18 protein-coding genes are annotated in these 15,484 nt (G+C 70.1%); 14 read left to right on the top strand and 4 right to left on the bottom strand.

What is annotated here, in order from left to right:
* Positions 1-2 precede the first annotated feature (2 nt).
* Positions 3-1,220 (top strand): type II secretion system inner membrane protein GspF, encoded by a 1,218-nt coding sequence (gene gspF, locus DIE16_RS20460; RefSeq protein ID WP_124893315.1) that lies wholly within the window; start codon positions 3-5, stop codon positions 1,218-1,220.
* A 30-nt stretch (positions 1,221-1,250) separates the two neighbouring features.
* Here gspF and DIE16_RS20455 read toward each other — a convergent pair whose 3' ends face one another.
* A complete protein-coding gene (locus tag DIE16_RS20455) occupies positions 1,251-1,661 on the bottom strand; it encodes a hypothetical protein (protein ID WP_044845208.1) in 411 nt (136 codons plus the stop codon).
* 177 nt (positions 1,662-1,838) lie between these two features.
* Between DIE16_RS20455 and gspG the strand changes: the two genes are divergently transcribed.
* Genes gspG through DIE16_RS20415 form a run of 8 tightly spaced genes read left to right on the top strand, consistent with a single transcriptional unit; the run spans position 1,839 to position 7,867 of the window.
* Positions 1,839-2,291, top strand: coding sequence for a type II secretion system major pseudopilin GspG (gene gspG, locus DIE16_RS20450; protein ID WP_027783126.1), 453 nt, complete (start codon positions 1,839-1,841; stop codon positions 2,289-2,291).
* A 42-nt stretch (positions 2,292-2,333) separates the two neighbouring features.
* Positions 2,334-2,867 carry a GspH/FimT family pseudopilin gene (locus DIE16_RS20445; RefSeq protein WP_124520436.1) on the top strand — a complete coding sequence of 178 codons (534 nt, stop codon included), beginning with the start codon at positions 2,334-2,336 and terminating at the stop codon, positions 2,865-2,867.
* Positions 2,864-3,349, top strand: a complete 486-nt coding sequence (gene gspI / locus DIE16_RS20440; protein ID WP_409364462.1) for a type II secretion system minor pseudopilin GspI — start codon at positions 2,864-2,866, stop codon at positions 3,347-3,349. Before DIE16_RS20445 ends, gspI begins: the two co-directional genes overlap by 4 nt.
* Positions 3,327-4,031 (top strand): type II secretion system protein J, encoded by a 705-nt coding sequence (locus DIE16_RS20435; protein WP_124893314.1) that lies wholly within the window; start codon positions 3,327-3,329, stop codon positions 4,029-4,031. Before gspI ends, DIE16_RS20435 begins: the two co-directional genes overlap by 23 nt.
* 2 nt (positions 4,032-4,033) lie before the next feature.
* Entirely contained in the window at positions 4,034-5,146 is a 1,113-nt protein-coding gene (gene gspK / locus DIE16_RS20430) for a type II secretion system minor pseudopilin GspK (RefSeq protein ID WP_124893313.1), read from the top strand.
* A 24-nt stretch (positions 5,147-5,170) separates the two neighbouring features.
* On the top strand, positions 5,171-6,544 hold the full coding sequence (gspL, locus tag DIE16_RS20425; RefSeq protein ID WP_124486799.1) for a type II secretion system protein GspL: 1,374 nt from the start codon (positions 5,171-5,173) through the stop codon (positions 6,542-6,544).
* Positions 6,541-7,047 (top strand): type II secretion system protein GspM, encoded by a 507-nt coding sequence (gspM, locus tag DIE16_RS20420; protein WP_124486798.1) that lies wholly within the window; start codon positions 6,541-6,543, stop codon positions 7,045-7,047. Before gspL ends, gspM begins: the two co-directional genes overlap by 4 nt.
* 31 nt (positions 7,048-7,078) lie before the next feature.
* Positions 7,079-7,867, top strand: coding sequence for a type II secretion system protein N (locus DIE16_RS20415; RefSeq protein WP_044845203.1), 789 nt, complete (start codon positions 7,079-7,081; stop codon positions 7,865-7,867).
* Positions 7,868-7,894: 27 nt separating this feature from the next.
* Here DIE16_RS20415 and DIE16_RS20410 read toward each other — a convergent pair whose 3' ends face one another.
* Positions 7,895-9,442: an efflux transporter outer membrane subunit gene (locus tag DIE16_RS20410; RefSeq protein ID WP_124486796.1), complete on the bottom strand. Its 1,548-nt coding sequence runs from the start codon at positions 9,440-9,442 to the stop codon at positions 7,895-7,897.
* Between the two features lie 273 nt (positions 9,443-9,715).
* Entirely contained in the window at positions 9,716-10,000 is a 285-nt protein-coding gene (locus DIE16_RS20405) for a multidrug ABC transporter ATPase (RefSeq protein WP_082088525.1), read from the bottom strand.
* A 175-nt stretch (positions 10,001-10,175) separates the two neighbouring features.
* Between DIE16_RS20405 and DIE16_RS20400 the strand changes: the two genes are divergently transcribed.
* Entirely contained in the window at positions 10,176-10,664 is a 489-nt protein-coding gene (locus DIE16_RS20400) for a MarR family winged helix-turn-helix transcriptional regulator (RefSeq protein ID WP_124486795.1), read from the top strand.
* Between the two features lie 175 nt (positions 10,665-10,839).
* On the top strand, positions 10,840-12,402 hold the full coding sequence (locus tag DIE16_RS20395) for a DHA2 family efflux MFS transporter permease subunit (RefSeq protein WP_124486794.1): 1,563 nt from the start codon (positions 10,840-10,842) through the stop codon (positions 12,400-12,402).
* 66 nt (positions 12,403-12,468) lie between these two features.
* Here the strand turns inward: DIE16_RS20395 and DIE16_RS20390 are convergent, their stop codons facing one another.
* Positions 12,469-13,395, bottom strand: a complete 927-nt coding sequence (locus DIE16_RS20390) for a LysR family transcriptional regulator (protein ID WP_044845196.1) — start codon at positions 13,393-13,395, stop codon at positions 12,469-12,471.
* Between the two features lie 139 nt (positions 13,396-13,534).
* Here DIE16_RS20390 and DIE16_RS20385 point away from each other — a divergent pair, with 139 nt between their 5' ends.
* From DIE16_RS20385 to fliL, 3 genes are all read left to right on the top strand, one after another.
* Positions 13,535-14,011 carry a CidA/LrgA family protein gene (locus DIE16_RS20385; RefSeq protein WP_044845195.1) on the top strand — a complete coding sequence of 159 codons (477 nt, stop codon included), beginning with the start codon at positions 13,535-13,537 and terminating at the stop codon, positions 14,009-14,011.
* A gap of 13 nt (positions 14,012-14,024) precedes the next feature.
* Complete coding sequence (locus DIE16_RS20380; protein ID WP_044845194.1) at positions 14,025-14,747, top strand: LrgB family protein; 723 nt, start codon at positions 14,025-14,027, stop codon at positions 14,745-14,747.
* A 200-nt stretch (positions 14,748-14,947) separates the two neighbouring features.
* Complete coding sequence (gene fliL, locus DIE16_RS20375; protein ID WP_124893312.1) at positions 14,948-15,484, top strand: flagellar basal body-associated protein FliL; 537 nt, start codon at positions 14,948-14,950, stop codon at positions 15,482-15,484.

The following is a 15,484-nucleotide window of genomic DNA, read 5'->3' as shown; positions in this document are numbered from 1 at the left end:
CGATGTCGGCATTCCGTTTCGAAGCAATCGATTCGGCCGGGCGCGCGCAGAAGGGCGTGATCGATGCCGACAGCGCGCGCGCCGCGCGCGGCCAGCTGCGCACGCAGGGGCTCACGCCGCTGGTGGTCGAGCCGGCCGCCAGCGCGAGCCGCGGTGCGCGCTCGCAGCGCCTCGCGTTCGGCCGCAAGCTGTCGCAGCGCGAGCAGGCGATCCTCACGCGCCAGCTCGCGAGCCTGCTGATCGCGGGGCTGCCGCTCGACGAGGCGCTCGGCGTGCTCACCGAGCAGGCCGAGCGCGACTACATCCGCGAACTGATGGCCTCGATCCGCGCGGAGGTGCTCGGCGGCCACTCGCTCGCGAATGCGCTGGGCCAGCATCCGCGCGACTTCCCCGAAATCTATCGCGCGCTCGTCGCGGCGGGCGAGCACACCGGCAAGCTCGGCATCGTGCTGTCGCGCCTGGCCGACTACATCGAACAGAGCAACGCGCTGAAGCAGAAGATCCTGCTCGCGTTCACGTATCCGGGGATCGTCACGCTGATCGCGTTCGGCATCGTCACGTTCCTGCTGAGCTACGTCGTGCCGCAGGTCGTCAACGTGTTCGCGAGCACGAAGCAGCAGTTGCCGATCCTCACGGTCGTCATGATGGCGCTGTCGGATTTCGTGCGGCACTGGTGGTGGGCGATCCTGATCGCGATCGCGCTCGTCGTGTGGGTCGTGAAGGCGACGCTGTCGCGCGACGGGCCCAGGCTCGCGTTCGACCGCTGGGTGCTGACCGCGCCGCTCGCGGGCAAGCTCGTGCGCGGCTACAACACGGTGCGCTTCGCGAGCACGCTCGGCATCCTGACCGCGGCCGGCGTGCCGATCCTGCGCGCGCTGCAGGCGGCCGGCGAGACGCTGTCGAACCGCGCGATGCGCGCGAACATCGACGACGCGATCGTGCGCGTGCGCGAAGGCTCCGCGCTGTCGCGCGCGCTGAACAACGTGAAGACGTTTCCGCCGGTGCTCGTGCACCTGATCCGCTCCGGCGAGGCGACGGGCGACGTGACGACGATGCTGGATCGCGCGGCGGAAGGTGAGGCACGCGAGCTCGAACGCCGCACGATGTTCCTGACGAGCCTGCTCGAGCCGCTCTTGATCCTGGCGATGGGCGGGATCGTGCTCGTGATCGTGCTGGCCGTGATGCTGCCGATCATCGAGCTGAACAACATGGTGCAGTGACGGCCTGACCGCCGGTCAGGCCACCGCCGTTCAACGCATGTAGATCGCGGGCGACGGCGTGTTCGCGGGGAGCTGGACTTCGGCGCGCGCGCCGTTGCGGTCGACGATGATCGAGCGGTTGCGCACTTCGGCGAGCTTCGCGCCGGGCGCGAGCTCCGCGCCGAGCGACACGGCGCGCGGCGGCTCGCCGCCGATGCCGACGATCGCGGCGCCGCCATGATCGAGCGCGAGAATGCCGAACAGGTGGATGTCCTGCACGGGATTCTTGTCGAGCTGGCCGCCGAAGAGCGCGGCGGCGTCCTCGGTGCGGATCGGCAACCGCGCGGCGGCGGCGGGCAGCGGCGCTTCGCGGGCCGACAGCGTGACGACCCAGTAGGTGGCCGTCGCGCACAAACCCGCGAAGAGGGCTAGGGAGAGGATCCGGATCGAGAGCGCGTTCATGCGCGCTATTGTACGGATGTATATGAAATTTGCGTTGGGTGAAAGCCCTCGGCAGCGCGCGCCTTACAATGCGTGCTCCGCGCCCGGGGGAAACGGAAGCTGGCCGTCAGGCAAACGTCCGGAATGCGCCGGGTGCGTCACTTAATCGACGACATTTTTTGGAAGAGGTAGTCAGTCATGCAAACGTGGATCACTCGCCGTAATGCGGCCGTGCGCCGTCAGCGCGGTTTCACGCTGATCGAGATCATGGTGGTGGTCGCGATCCTCGGGATCCTGGCGGCACTGATCGTGCCGAAGATCATGAGCCGTCCCGACGAGGCGCGCCGTATCGCCGCGAAGCAGGACATCGGCACGATCATGCAGGCGCTCAAGCTGTACCGGCTCGACAACGGCCGCTATCCGACCCAGGAACAGGGCCTGAACGCGCTGATCCAGAAGCCGACCACCGATCCGATCCCGAACAACTGGAAGGACGGCGGCTATCTCGAGCGCCTGCCGAACGATCCGTGGGGCAACGGGTACAAGTACCTGAACCCGGGCGTGCACGGCGAGATCGACGTGTTCAGCTACGGCGCCGACGGCAAGGAAGGCGGCGAGAGCAACGATTCCGACATCGGTTCGTGGCAGTAAGCCTGCGCTGACCGTCCCGACGTTCTCCCCGTTCTTCACTCCATGCCCGCCCCTCGCACGCCCTTGCGCTCCGCTCGCGCTCGCCGCGACGGCCGCGTGCGGCGCGGCGCGGCCGTGACCGTGGCACGCGCACGCGGCTTCACGCTGCTCGAGATGCTGGTCGTGCTCGTGATCGCGGGCCTGCTGGTGTCGCTCGCGTCGCTGTCGCTGACGCGCAATCCGCGCACCGACCTGCGCGAGGAAGCGCAGCGCATCGCGCTGCTGTTCGAGACGGCCGGCGACGAAGCACAGGTGCGCGCGCGCCCGGTCGCGTGGCAGCCGACCGCGCACGGTTTCCGCTTCGACGTGAGCTCGCCCGACGGCTGGCACACGCTGCGCGACGACGTGCTGCGCCCGCGCGACTGGGACGGCGGCGTCACGGGCGCCGATATCGACTATCCCGGTTCGGACACGCGCGCGAGCCGCGTCGTGTTCGGCACGGAAAGCATCGACACGCCGGTGCGCGTGACGCTGCATTCGGCGGTCGGCAGCGCGACGATCGTCGGCACCGGCAACGGCCGCTACGAGGTGCAATGACGATGCGTCGTCGCCTGCCCTTTCCGGCCGCTTCCCGCCCCCCAAGGGGACTCCCTTCGGGGCACCCCGGGCGTACTTCCTCCGGAGACCGGCCCGCGGCCGGCCTCGTCGGGGCGCGCGGCTTCACGATGATCGAGGTGCTGGTCGCGCTCGCGATCATCGCGGTCGCGCTCGCCGCGTCGATCCGCGCGGTCGGCACGATGGCGACCAATGCATCCGATCTCCACCGCCGGCTGCTCGCCGGCTGGAGTGCCGACAACGCGCTCGCGCAACTGCGCCTCACGCATGCGTGGCCGGAGGTCGGCGAACAGAGCTTCGACTGTTCGCAGGGCAACCTGCAGCTGGTCTGCACGCAGCGCGTGAGCACGACGCCGAACCCGGTGTTCCGGCGCGTGCAGATGTCGGTGAGCATGCCGGGGCGCGCCGGCGTGCTCGCGCAAATGGTGACGGTGGTCGCGAATGAAACCAGCCGTCCGCTCTGACGTGCCGATGCCGCGCCGGCCGCTGCGCGCCGCCGGCTCGCGCCGCGTGCGCGGCTTCACGCTGATCGAACTGATGATCGCGATCGCGATCCTCGCGGTGGTCGCGATCCTGTCGTGGCGCGGGCTTGACCAGATCATGCGCGGCCGCGACAAGGTCGCGGCCGCGATGGAAGACGAGCGCGTGTTCGCGCAGATGTTCGACCAGATGCGCATCGACGCGCGGCTCGCCGCGACCGACGACGAAGCCGGCCAGCCGGCGATCGGCGTCGCCGGCAACACGCTGCAGATCGTCCGCGAGCTCGACGTGCCGGGCGCCGCGCCGCGGCTGCAGGTGGTCCGCTACCGGATCGCCGGCGGGCGCGTCGTGCGCTATGCATCGCCGCCGCTCGACGACGCGAACCGCCTGCGCGACGTGCTGAAGGACAGCAGCGTCGACGGCTGGAGCTGGGTCGCGCTGATGGGCGGCGTCGGTGCGATCGACGCGAAGCTGTACGTGCCGCGCGTCGGCTGGACCACCAACCTGCAGACGGCCAACGACGCGCTCGCGCAGAACAACGATGCGCTGAAGGTGCCGCAGATCGGCAACGCGCCGCCGGCGCGCGCGGTGACGGGGCTGCAGGTCAGCATCGGCGCGACCTCGCTGCGCGTGCCCGTCACGCGCATCTTCCTCGTCGGGGAATGACGATGCGCGCGCGCCCTCATCGTTCCCGGTTCGCCGAGCGTCGCGCCGCACGCGCCCGCCGCGAGCGCGGCGCGGCGATCATCACCGCGCTGCTCGTCGTCGCGCTGTCGGCGATCCTCGTGTCGGGGATGCTGTGGCGCCAGCAGGTGCAGATTCGCCGCATCGAGAACCAGCGCGTGATCGCGCAGGCGCAGTGGGTCGCGCGCGGCGCGCTCGACTGGACGCGCATGATCCTGCGCTCCGAGGGCGACACGGCGCCCGGCATCACCTATCTCGGCGGGATCTGGGCCGTGCCGATCGCGAAGACGAAGCTGTCGGATTTCCTCGGCCGGATCGGCGCGCCGAACGACAACGGCGGCGAAGACACCTACATCTCCGGATCGATCGAGGACGCGCAGGCGAAGTACAACCTGCGCAACCTCGTGTCGTCGCCGGCGCCCGGCGTGCTGCAGCTCAACGCGATGCAGCTCAAGGCGTTCCAGCGGCTGTTGACGACCCTTGGCTACGACGGCGCGCTCGCGAAGCGCATCGCGCTGCAGATGCGCGCGGGCCTGATGCACTCGGCGACGCGTTTCCAGACGCCGACGCTGCCCGGTGCCGGAACGGCCGCGACCGCGCCGGTGCCCGGCGGCGACACGGCCGGCAACTTCACCGACGAGCCGGGGATGTCCGACGGCGACCGCGGGCCCGCGCCGCTCGTGATGACCGGCGTCGACAGCCTGCTCGACGTCGATGGCGTCACGCCCGAAATGGTCGCGCGGCTGCGCCCGTTCGTCACCGTGCTGCCGACCACGACGCCGGTGAACATGAACACCGCGCCGGCCGAGGTGATCGCGGCGCTGATGCCGGGGATGAGCGTGTCGTCCGCCCAGGCGCTCGTCGCGCGGCGCGAGACCGTGTTTTTCCGCAACGTCGGCGACGTGCAGCTCGCGCTGCGCGGTGCCGGCGCGCCGAACGTGACGATCGACTCGAGCCTCGTCGACGTCAATTCGAGTTACTTCATCGTGCATGGCCGGATTCAGCACGATCGCGCGGAGGTCGATCGCACCTCGCTCGTGTATCGTGATCCGACCACGCACTCGACGCGGGTCGTGCGCATCCGCGACCAGCTATAACGACGCCATCCGGGAGAGGAGCTCTTGAGCACGCTGATTGTTTCTTTGCCGCCGCGCGAGCCGGCCGTGCCGTTGCAGGAATGGCAGTGGCCCGAGCTGCCGTTCACGCTCGTGGACAAGGCCGGCCAGGTGCAGCGCGCGGGCCGCGCCGCGCTCGCGCTGCTGCCGCGCGCGAACGCGACGGTGCTGATCGTCGCCGCGCGCGACGTGCTGCTGCTGGCCGCGACCGTGCCGCCGCTCAAGGGGCCGAAGCTGCGCCAGGCGCTGCCGAACATCGTCGAGGATCAGCTGATCCAGGATCCGCTCGGCTGCCATGTCGCGCTCGATCCGGTCGCGCTGCCCGACGGCCGCCGCGTGCTGGCCGTCGTCGACCGCGCGTGGTTCCGCGCGATCTGTGATGCCTTCACCGCGGCCGGCCACCGGCACCTGAGCGCGGTGCCCGCGACGCGCTGCCTGCCCGCACCGCGCGCGCCGGCGGCGGAAGCTGCACCGGATGCGCATGCCGACGGTGAGGCCACCCAAGCCGACGCGCTCACGGATGCGGTCGAGCCGCCTGCGCGCCCGACCGCGGTCGCCGCGGTGCTCGGCCTCACGACGGCGATCGAGCCGGTGCTCGTGGAAGCCGGCGCGCAGCCGGCCGCGGCCGGTGCGCCGCGTCTCGAGTTCGCGGTCGCGCGCGGCGCGCTCGGCGAAGGGTTCGCGGCGCCTGCGTCGCGCGCGGCCGGCACGCTCGCCGCGCTCGCGGGCGGCGGCGACGTCGAACTGTACGAACTCGGCGAACCGGGCGCGGAGCCGCGCCTCGCGTCGGTCGGACGCGCCGACGGCCCGCTGCTGCCGGGCGCGCAACCGCTGCCGTTCGATGCGTTCGCGCGGCGTGCGCTGACCGAGCGCTTCGATCTGTGCCAGTTCGAATTCGAATCGCAGCCGTGGCGCTTCGACCGCGCGACGCTGAAGCGCCTGCGCGTGCCGATCGCACTCGCCGCGGCCACGCTCGGCGTCGCGGTGATCGGGATGAACCTGCACTGGTGGAAGCTGTCGCGCGAGCGCGACGCGCTGTCCGCGCAGATCACCGAGACGCTGCTGTCTGCCTTCCCCAAGACGACGACGGTGCTCGATCCGCCCGCGCAGATGCAGCGTCAGCTCGACCAGCTGCGCCTTGCGGCGGGCGAGCTGTCGCCGAACGATTTCCTCGCGCTGTCGAGCGGGCTGTCGCGTTCGATGGGCGCGCTGCCGCTGAACGGTATCGCGTCGCTCGATTATCACGACCGGCGGCTCGACGTCGGCTTCAAGCCGGAGGTCAAGGTCGACCCCGATTTCCCGCAGCGTCTCGCGCGCAACGGGCTGGCCGGCGAAGTCGACAGCAGCACCGGCAAATGGACGATCCGGAGCCGCTCATGAAGACGGAACAACTGACCCAGACGCTGGCCCAGTTCTGGGGCGAGCGCACGCCGCGCGAGCGGACGCTGCTCGGCTGGGGCGGCGCCGTGCTGGCCGTCGCGATCGCGTATTCGGTGCTGTGGTCGCCCGCGGAGGAAGGCCGCGCGCGGATCCGGCGCGAGCTGCCGACGATGCGCCAGGAACTCGCGCAGATGACCGCGCAGGCCAACGAGGCGAAGTCGTTGACGGCCGCCGCGCAAGGCGTCGCGCCGACCGGTCTTGCGCTGAAGGACGCGCTCACCGCGTCGCTGTCCGATCACGGGCTGCAGGGTGCGCAGGTGCAGGTCGTCGGCAACGGTGTGCAGATCCAGATGAAGAACGCCTCGTTTCCGGTGTGGACGCAGTGGCTCGACGACGCGCGCCGGCAGTTCAAGGTGCAGGTCGGCGAAGCGCACGTGACCGGACTGAAGGAAGACGGCCAGGTCGACCTGACGGCCGTGATGCAACCCTCGACGCAGAAATGACGCAGTGGATGAAACCAGCGACGGTCGGCCGATGAGGCCAGGGATCAGGCGGCTCGTCGCCGCATTGCCGTGGGTGGTGGCGGGCGGGTTCGCGACGGCGCTGACGCTCGTCGCGCTCGCGCCGGCCGCGTGGATCGCGCCGCAGTTCGCGCGCGCGAGCGGCGGCCACGTGAACCTCGTCGATCCGGACGGATCGCTGTGGCACGGGTCGGGCACGCTGATGCTCGCACCGGGCGCGGACCAGAGCGCGGCAACGCTGCTGCCGGGGCGGGTCGAATGGACCACGGGCTTCTGGCCGCTCCTGACCGGGCGCGTGCGGATGCGCATGCGGCAGACCGAGGCGATGCCCGACGCCGTCACGCTCGACGCGACGTGGCGCGGCGCCGTGCTGTCGGCGGGCACGATGGCCGTGCCCGCGTCGCTGCTTGCCGGGCTCGGCACGCCGTTCAACACGCTCGACCTGCAGGGTGACGTGCGGCTCGGCTGGACCGACTGGCGGATGATCGGCAACAGCGCGTTCGGCCAGCTGACGGTGACGATCGATTCGATGAGTTCGCGCGTGTCGCGCGTGAAGCCGCTCGGGTCGTATCGCGCAGTGCTGCAGGCGAAGGGCTCGGGCGCCGATCTCGACCTGTCGACGACGCAGGGCCCGCTGTTCCTCGACGGACACGGCAGCTTCGGCCCCGGCCAGGGTTCGTTTCGCGGCACCGCGCATGCGGCGCCCGAGCAGCAGGCGAACCTCGCGGGGCTGCTGAACCTGCTTGGCCATCCGATCGGCAACAACGAAGTGTCGCTGATCTTCGGCGACGCGACGCGCTGACGCGCGCGCCACCCTCTCCTTTCCGTCTTACTTCTGCGCGAGCGGCACGGCGGCCGACGGTGCGGTCGCGGCCGGCGCCGCCGCACCGGATGCCGGCGCCGGCGCCGCCATGTCGCCCGTTTCGCGTGCGATGTCCGACGCATCCCAGCCGCCGCCGAGCGCCTTCACGAGCCCGACCGACGACACCATCCGCTGGCCTGCGATCGTCGCGAGCTTCTGCTGCGCGGTGAACGCGGTGGTCTGCGCGGTCAGCACGTTCAGGTAGGCGACCGTGCCGGCCTTGTACTGGTTCGTGACGATCGCGAGCGCGTGCTGGGCGCTGTCGACGGCCTGCCGCTGCACGTCGACTTCCTGCGCAAGGATGCGCTGCGACGCGAGGTTGTCCTCGACGTCCTGGAATGCGGTGAGCACCGCGAGGCGGTACGCGGCGACGTCCTGGTCGTAGGTCGCGCGCGCGGCATCCGTTTGCGCGGCGCGCAGGCCGGCGTCGAACAGCGTCGCCGCGAGCTGCGGGCCGACCGTCCAGAACCGCGCGGGCAGCGTGAACAGTTGCGACCACACCGAGCTCTGGAAGCCGCCGGTGGCCGACAGGGTGAGCGTCGGGAAGAACGCGGCGATCGCGACGCCGATCTGCTCGTTCGCGGCCGCCGCGCGGCGCTCGGCCGCCGCGATGTCGGGCCGGCGCTCGAGCAGCGCGGACGGCACGTCGACCGGCGTGATCGGCGGCTCCGCCGCGAGCGGGTTCGGCGCCAGCGAGAACGTCGATGCCGGTTCGCCGATCAGCGTCGCGATCGCATGCTCGTACTGCGCGCGCGCGACGCCGTTGTCGATCGACGCGGCCTGCGCGCTCTGCAGCTGCGTCTGCGCCTGGATCACGTCCGCGCGCGCGGCGACGCCCTGCGCGTACTGGTTCTGCGTGAGCTTCAGCGATTCGCCGTACGACTTCACGGTGTCGTCGAGCAGCTTCTGCAGCGCGTCGGACGTGCGCAGCTGGAAGTAGGTCTGCGCGAGCAGCGCCTGCTGCGAGAGCCGCGCGTTCGCGAGATCGGCCGCGGCGGCCGCTTCGCCGGCGCGCTGCGCGCTGACGGTGCGGCTCACCTTGCCCCACAGGTCGGGTTCCCAGCTCGCGTCGAGGCCGACGCTGTAGCTGTTGCCGATCGACGAACTGCTGCCGAAGCTCGACGAAGACGACGTACGCCCCGTCCGGGAGCGCGAGCCCGAGGCGGTCAGCCCGACGGTCGGGAAGTACGCGGCACGCGCTTCGGCGACGAGCGCGCGGGCCTGCCGGTACGCGGCGGCCGATTGCGCGATGGTCTGGTTCGATGCGTTGAGCTTGCCGACCAGCGCGTCGAGCTGCGGGTCGTTGTAGACGCTCCACCACGGACCGCGGTCGGCGCGGTCGGCGGGCTGCGCGACTTTCCAGCCGGCCGGCGCTTCCTTGAAGGCGGCGGGGATCGACGTGTCGGGCCGGTGATAGTCGGGCCCGACGGCGCAGCCGGCGAGCAGCACGGCCGTCGCGACGGCGACGGCGGCGCTCAGCGGGCGAAGGGCGCGCGGGAGGGGAGCGTACGGCATGGTGGTTTTCCTGTCGGGATGCTGCGGCCGGCGAGCGGCGTCGCGCGATGCGGTCGTCGTGCCGCTGGCGGACAAATGGTAACTGACGGCGGGAAAGCCGCGCAGCCCTAAGGGTACGGTGCGCGGCGGCACGAATGTGTTACCGGCGCGGCCGGCCGGTTTACCGGTCATTACGGATCGCTTGCGCTCGAGGCAGGCGACGAATGCGGCGCAGACGAAGCCGGGCCGCGGGGTGCGGCCGGCATTCGGTCGGGATGACGGGAGCCGGCGGTGTCAGTGACAGCGCGCGGGCACCGGGACGGGATCGGCGGCGGACCGCCATGTCGACGGCTCCGTGGCCGCCGGCCGGCTCGTGCGGCGGGCGGCACCCTTCGCGTTGCGCTGCCGGCGGTGATCGAACCAGGCAAACCCGAGCGCCGCGAGCGACCCGCCCGGCACCACCAGCATCGTCACGTACAGCGCGATCTTCCAGCCGCGGTGCGGCCCGGAGAACACATGATGAGCGGTATCGGTCAGGTTGCGGCGCAGCGCGCCGGCGGCATTTTTCAGGAACAGCATTGCGAACATCCTCGGGTGCCCGGCAGCGCGGGCTGAGCGGTCAGAACATCGTCTCCGGCAGTGCGGCATGCACGTCGTAACTGGTTGCCTGAAATAATATTGACTAAGCAATCATTTTTCAAGATACTGGGCGCGTTTTGACCTGAAACGCACTGTTGCTGCGCGCGCAATTCGCATGAACGGCGGCCTCTACGATCCCGACACCATCGCACTGGAAACGAGCCTCGGTTATTACCTGACCAAGGCCCGGCAGGCGCTCGTCGAGCGAATGGACCGCGCACTCGAGCCGTACGACCTCACCGCGCAGCAGATCGGCGTGATCCTGCTGCTGTCGCGCGGTTATGCGCGCACGCCGTTCGAGCTGTCGCGCAAGATGTCGTACGACAGCGGTTCGATGACCCGGATGCTCGACCGCCTCGAGCGCAAGGGCCTGGTCGCGCGCTCGCGCAGCGAACAGGACCGCCGCGTGATCGAGCTGACGCTGACCGAGCGCGGCGCCGACGCGGCCCGCGCGCTGCCGTCGCTGATCGCGACCGCGTTGAACGCGCAGCTCGCCGGTTTCTCGGCCGACGAACTCGCGCTGCTCACCGGCCTGCTGCAGCGGTTCATCGCCAACGGGCCCGGCGACGCCGGCTGCCCGAAGCCCGACGAACCGGATTGCTGAGCGCGGGAGGCCCGATGTCTAGGTTAAGTATTCGCTTATTTCTCTGTCTGGGCAGAAGATGACGAGGCACGTGCTCCATCTCTCCCCTCACCCGTTCCACCCGTCCGGGCCGCGCGATAGGGTGCGCCCGTGTGTTGTGCCGGCGCGCTGCGCGCGTCGCGTCTAGGAGATTCCGATGTCCGCCACCACGGCATCCGCCGCGCCACCTGCCGCCCAGCCCGCGCCGCTCACCGGCGGCGCGCTCGCGCTCCTCACCGTCGGGCTCGCGCTCGGCACCTTCATGGAAGTGCTCGACACGTCGATCGCGAACGTCGCGGTGCCGACCATCTCGGGCAGCCTCGGCGTCGCGACGAGCGAAGGCACGTGGGTGATCTCGTCGTATTCGGTCGCGTCCGCGATCGCGGTGCCGCTGACCGGCTGGCTCGCACGGCGGGTCGGCGAGGTGCGCCTGTTCACGCTGTCGGTGCTCGCGTTCACGATCGCGTCGGCGCTGTGCGGCCTCGCGGAGAACTTCGAGACGCTGATCGCGTTCCGGCTGCTGCAGGGCCTCGTGTCCGGGCCGATGGTGCCGCTGTCGCAGACGATCCTGATGCGCAGCTATCCGCCCGCGAAGCGCGGGCTCGCGCTCGGGCTATGGGCGATGACGGTGATCGTCGCGCCGATCTTCGGCCCGTTGCTGGGCGGCTGGATCAGCGACAACTACACGTGGCCGTGGATCTTCTACATCAACCTGCCGATCGGCATCTTCTCGGCGGCCTGCGCATACTTCCTGCTGCGCGGCCGCGAGACGAAGACGACGAAGCAGCGGATCGACGCGATCGGCCTCGCGCTGCTCGTGATCGGCGTGTCGTGCCTGCAGATGATGCTGGACCTCGGCAAGGACCGCGACTGGTTCAACTCGAGCTTCATCGTCGCGCTCGCGCTGATCGCGGTCGTGTCGCTCGCGTTCATGCTCGTGTGGGAGGCGACCGAGAAGGAACCGGTGGTCGACCTGTCGCTGTTCAAGGACCGCAACTTCGCGCTCGGCGCGCTGATCATCTCGTTCGGCTTCATGGCGTTCTTCGGCTCGGTCGTGATCTTCCCGCTGTGGCTGCAGACGGTGATGGGCTACACGGCCGGCAAGGCCGGCCTCGCGACCGCGCCGGTCGGGCTGCTCGCGCTGGTGCTGTCGCCGCTGATCGGGCGCAACATGCACCGGCTCGACCTGCGGATGGTCGCGAGCTTCGCGTTCATCGTGTTCGCGGGTGTATCGGTCTGGAATTCGACGTTCACGCTCGACGTGCCGTTCAACCACGTGATCCTGCCGCGGCTCGTGCAGGGGATCGGCGTCGCCTGCTTCTTCGTGCCGATGACGACGATCACGCTGTCGAGCATCTCCGACGAGCGGCTCGCGAGCGCGTCCGGGCTGTCGAACTTCCTGCGCACGCTGTCGGGCGCGATCGGCACCGCGGCCAGCTCGACGTTCTGGGAGAACGATGCGATCTATCACCACGCGCGGCTGTCGGAATCGGTGAGCATCTACGCGCAGAGCACGACCGACTACCAGGGCGCGCTCGCGCAGCTCGGGATCGTCGGGCAGACGGCCAACGCGCAGCTCAACCAGCTCGTCACGCAGCAGGGCTTCATGATGGCGACCAACGACTTCTTCCATCTGTCGGCGGGCGTGTTCATCGCACTCGCGGCGCTTGTGTGGATCACGAAGCCGAGGAAAGGCGCGGGGCCGGCGATGGGGCATTGAACGCGCGGCGGGCCGCGCCGGCCTTCGCCCGTTCGTCGTATCGCTGCGCCGCCCGCGCCGCGCGCCTCACTCCCGCGCCCGCAACCCGCCGAAGGCCAGATCGTCGCCCGACGCGATCGGCAGCGTCGCCCGCGCGACGTCGAGCCACGCCCGCGCCGCGTGCGACAGGTAACCCTTCTTCAGCCAGCCGAGCGCGATCGCCCAGGTAATCTCCGGCTCGACGATCGGCCGGCACGTGAACTGCCGCGCATCGAGCCGCCGGCAGTACGGCTCCGGCAACAGCGCGATGCCGACCCCCGCGTGCACCAGCGCGGCCATGAAATCCCAATGACCGCTGCGGCTCACGATCGACGGCGTGAAGCCGGCCTGCCGGCACGCGTCGAGCACCGCGTCGTGCAGCGCGAGGCTTTCCGCGTAGAACACGAACGACTCGCGCGCCAGATCGGCGAGCGGCACGGCCGTGTGATCCTCCCAGCGCGACTCGCGCGGCGCGACCAGCCACAGCGGCGCGCGCACCATCGGCAGTCGCTCGAACGTGGCCGGATCGACCGGCTCCAGCAGCCCGCCGAGCTCGAGCTCGCCCGACATCAGCGCGGCCTCGATCATCCGCGCGCCCTGCTCGAACAGCTTCAGCTCGATGTTCGGATAACGCTGCTTGTACGCGGCGATGATCGGCGTGAACAGCGATCCGCCGAGCGGCGGAATGCCGATCGTCAGCTCGCCGCGCCCGAGCGTGCCCAGATCCTTCAGCTCCGACTGCAGCTGCGCCTGCGCGGCGAGCACGTCCTGGCCGCGCTGGAACACGATCCGCCCCGCGTCGGTCAGCACCATCTGCCGGCCGTCGCGCAGCAACAGCGGCGAGCCGATCTCGTCCTCGAGCGCCTTCACCATCTTGCTGATGGTCGGCTGCGTGACGAACAACCGGTCGGCGGCCGCCGTGAAGCTCTGCTGACGGACCACCTCGACGAAGTACCGCAGCGCGCGCAATTCCATCGATGACTCCCCAAGTTGGTGCAACGGACCAAGCTGAATTCCGAATTGGAATGACAAGGATAGAGACAAGTCATTTTATTTATGGTTAGGGGAAACCCTATACTCACACCATCAACGCAATATCTGTATGGAGCCCGCCATGACCAAGCCGACCGCCACTGCCGCCGCCCGCCCCGCCGCTGCGGGCAACGTTGCGCGTACGGGCCGGATCGTGCTGCAGGCCACCGCGCTCGGCGTGCTGTGGATGGCGGTCGACTGGGCCGTGCGCGCGGTCGGGCTGCCGGTGCCGTCCGGCGTCGTCGGCCTCGCGGTGCTGCTCGCGCTGCTGTTCTCGGGCCGGGTCGCGCCCGCGTGGGTGAAGGACGGCGCGAACTGGCTCCTGTCCGACATGCTGCTGTTCTTCGTGCCGGCCGCTGTCGCGGCCGTCCAGTATGGCGGGCTGTTCCGCGAGGACGGCTGGCGCATCGCGCTGGTCATGCTCGCCGGCACCGCGTTCGTGATGGTCGCGGTGGCGGTGGCGGTCGACCTCGCCGCGAAGCTCGAGCGCCGGCTCGCCGCGCAGCGCGTGTTCGCCGAGCGCCGCCGTGCGCGCCTCGCGACCGCGTCGGCCCACTGAGCCGGAGCCTGCGATGCTTGCGCTGCTGTCGAACCTGTCCGCCGACCGCGTGAATACCGCGATCTCCGTCGGCTGCTTCGTGCTGACGGTCGTCCTGTATTTCGTGTCGAAGCGGCTCTACGCATACAGGAAGACGCTGCTGTTCTCGCCGCTCGTGTTCGTGCCGGGCGTGCTGGCGCTGCTCGTCGTGCTGACCGGCATCCCGTATTCGGTCTACTTCCGCGACACGCGCTGGCTGATGTGGCTGCTCGGCCCGGCGACGATCGCGTTCGCGGTGCCGATCTACGAGTATCGCGACCTGATCCGCCGCCACTGGCTGTCGCTGTCGGTCGGCGTCGCGGTCGGGATCGGTGCCGGCGTGTGCGGATCGCTGCTGCTCGCGAAGCTGCTGCACCTGTCGCCCGAGCTGCAGCGCTCGCTGATGACGCGCTCGGTGTCGACCCCGTTCGCGCTCGCCGTTTCCGACAAGATCCATGCGCCGAAGGATCTCACCGCGCTGTTCGTGATCGCGACCGGCATCTGCGGGATGCTGCTCGGCGAGATCGTGCTCGCGCTGGTGCCGATGCGCACGCGGCTCGCGCGCGGCGCGCTGTTCGGCGCGGCCGCCCACGGCGTGGGCACGGCGAAGGCGCGCGAGATCGGCAGCGAGGAAGGCGTCGTGTCGAGCCTCACGATGATGATCGCGGGCGTGGCGATGGTGCTGATCGCGCCGCTGCTGTCGCTGCTGCCGATCTGACGATGCGCGGGCGGGTGCCGCCGCCCGCCCTTCCCGCCTGAAGGCCCGGATGCCCGCCGGTCGCCCGCCTCACCGCTCGCAGACGCCGTTTTCCCGCCGCTCGTACCCTGCATCGAGCCGACACCCTGCCGACAATCGGCTGAGATAGCCGCAATTCCCCCCTCTTTTCCGCCCATCGGGCTCGGCCCGGATGCCGAACAATGCATGCTACGAGACATCACGCACGCATTCACATGGCCTCCACGACCGCAAACCCGACTGCCGACAAGCCGGCCTCGTCCGGCAAGTTCAAGCGCATCGCGCTCATCGCCGTCATCGCGCTGGGCGCAGCGGCCGCCGCCGCGGGCGGCATGTACGTGTTCCTGAGCAAGACCGGCGTCGGCCATGCGAGCGCGCCCGCCGAACCGGCGCTGCTGGCCGCTCCGGTGTTCTTCCCGCTCGACCCGCTGACCGTCAACCTGCAGTCGGACGACGGCGTGCAGCACTACCTGCGCGTCGGCCTGTCGCTGAAGCTCACCGACCCGAAGGCACAGGAGCAGCTGACCGCGCGCATGCCGGAGACCCGCAGCCGGATCCTGCTCGCGCTGTCGAACAAGCATCCCGAGGATCTCGCGACGCCGGACGGCAAGCGTTCGCTCGCGAAGGAGCTGCGCGAGCTGATCGAACAGCCGACGCAGCCGGGCAACCAGCGCGCGAAGGTCGACGACGTGCTGTTCACCGAATTCGTCGTCCAGTAA

The organism is Burkholderia sp. Bp9090 (assembly GCF_003857985.1).
Taxonomy (GTDB): domain Bacteria; phylum Pseudomonadota; class Gammaproteobacteria; order Burkholderiales; family Burkholderiaceae; genus Burkholderia.
This window is presented reverse-complemented; position numbering and strand designations above follow the sequence as displayed.

Excerpts from the sequence above, each read along its gene's own strand:
- gspF (WP_124893315.1), top strand. The coding sequence starts at position 3 with ATGTCGGCATTCCGTTTCGAAGCAATCGATTCGGCCGGGCGCGCGCAG.
- DIE16_RS20455 (WP_044845208.1), bottom strand. The coding sequence starts at position 1,661 with ATGAACGCGCTCTCGATCCGGATCCTCTCCCTAGCCCTCTTCGCGGGT.
- gspG (WP_027783126.1), top strand. The coding sequence starts at position 1,839 with ATGCAAACGTGGATCACTCGCCGTAATGCGGCCGTGCGCCGTCAGCGC.
- DIE16_RS20445 (WP_124520436.1), top strand. The coding sequence starts at position 2,334 with ATGCCCGCCCCTCGCACGCCCTTGCGCTCCGCTCGCGCTCGCCGCGAC.
- gspI (WP_409364462.1), top strand. The coding sequence starts at position 2,864 with ATGACGATGCGTCGTCGCCTGCCCTTTCCGGCCGCTTCCCGCCCCCCA.
- DIE16_RS20435 (WP_124893314.1), top strand. The coding sequence starts at position 3,327 with ATGAAACCAGCCGTCCGCTCTGACGTGCCGATGCCGCGCCGGCCGCTG.
- gspK (WP_124893313.1), top strand. The coding sequence starts at position 4,034 with ATGCGCGCGCGCCCTCATCGTTCCCGGTTCGCCGAGCGTCGCGCCGCA.
- gspM (WP_124486798.1), top strand. The coding sequence starts at position 6,541 with ATGAAGACGGAACAACTGACCCAGACGCTGGCCCAGTTCTGGGGCGAG.
- DIE16_RS20415 (WP_044845203.1), top strand. The coding sequence starts at position 7,079 with ATGAGGCCAGGGATCAGGCGGCTCGTCGCCGCATTGCCGTGGGTGGTG.
- DIE16_RS20410 (WP_124486796.1), bottom strand. The coding sequence starts at position 9,442 with ATGCCGTACGCTCCCCTCCCGCGCGCCCTTCGCCCGCTGAGCGCCGCC.
- DIE16_RS20405 (WP_082088525.1), bottom strand. The coding sequence starts at position 10,000 with ATGCTGTTCCTGAAAAATGCCGCCGGCGCGCTGCGCCGCAACCTGACC.
- DIE16_RS20400 (WP_124486795.1), top strand. The coding sequence starts at position 10,176 with ATGAACGGCGGCCTCTACGATCCCGACACCATCGCACTGGAAACGAGC.
- DIE16_RS20395 (WP_124486794.1), top strand. The coding sequence starts at position 10,840 with ATGTCCGCCACCACGGCATCCGCCGCGCCACCTGCCGCCCAGCCCGCG.
- DIE16_RS20390 (WP_044845196.1), bottom strand. The coding sequence starts at position 13,395 with ATGGAATTGCGCGCGCTGCGGTACTTCGTCGAGGTGGTCCGTCAGCAG.
- DIE16_RS20385 (WP_044845195.1), top strand. The coding sequence starts at position 13,535 with ATGACCAAGCCGACCGCCACTGCCGCCGCCCGCCCCGCCGCTGCGGGC.
- DIE16_RS20380 (WP_044845194.1), top strand. The coding sequence starts at position 14,025 with ATGCTTGCGCTGCTGTCGAACCTGTCCGCCGACCGCGTGAATACCGCG.
- fliL (WP_124893312.1), top strand. The coding sequence starts at position 14,948 with ATGCATGCTACGAGACATCACGCACGCATTCACATGGCCTCCACGACC.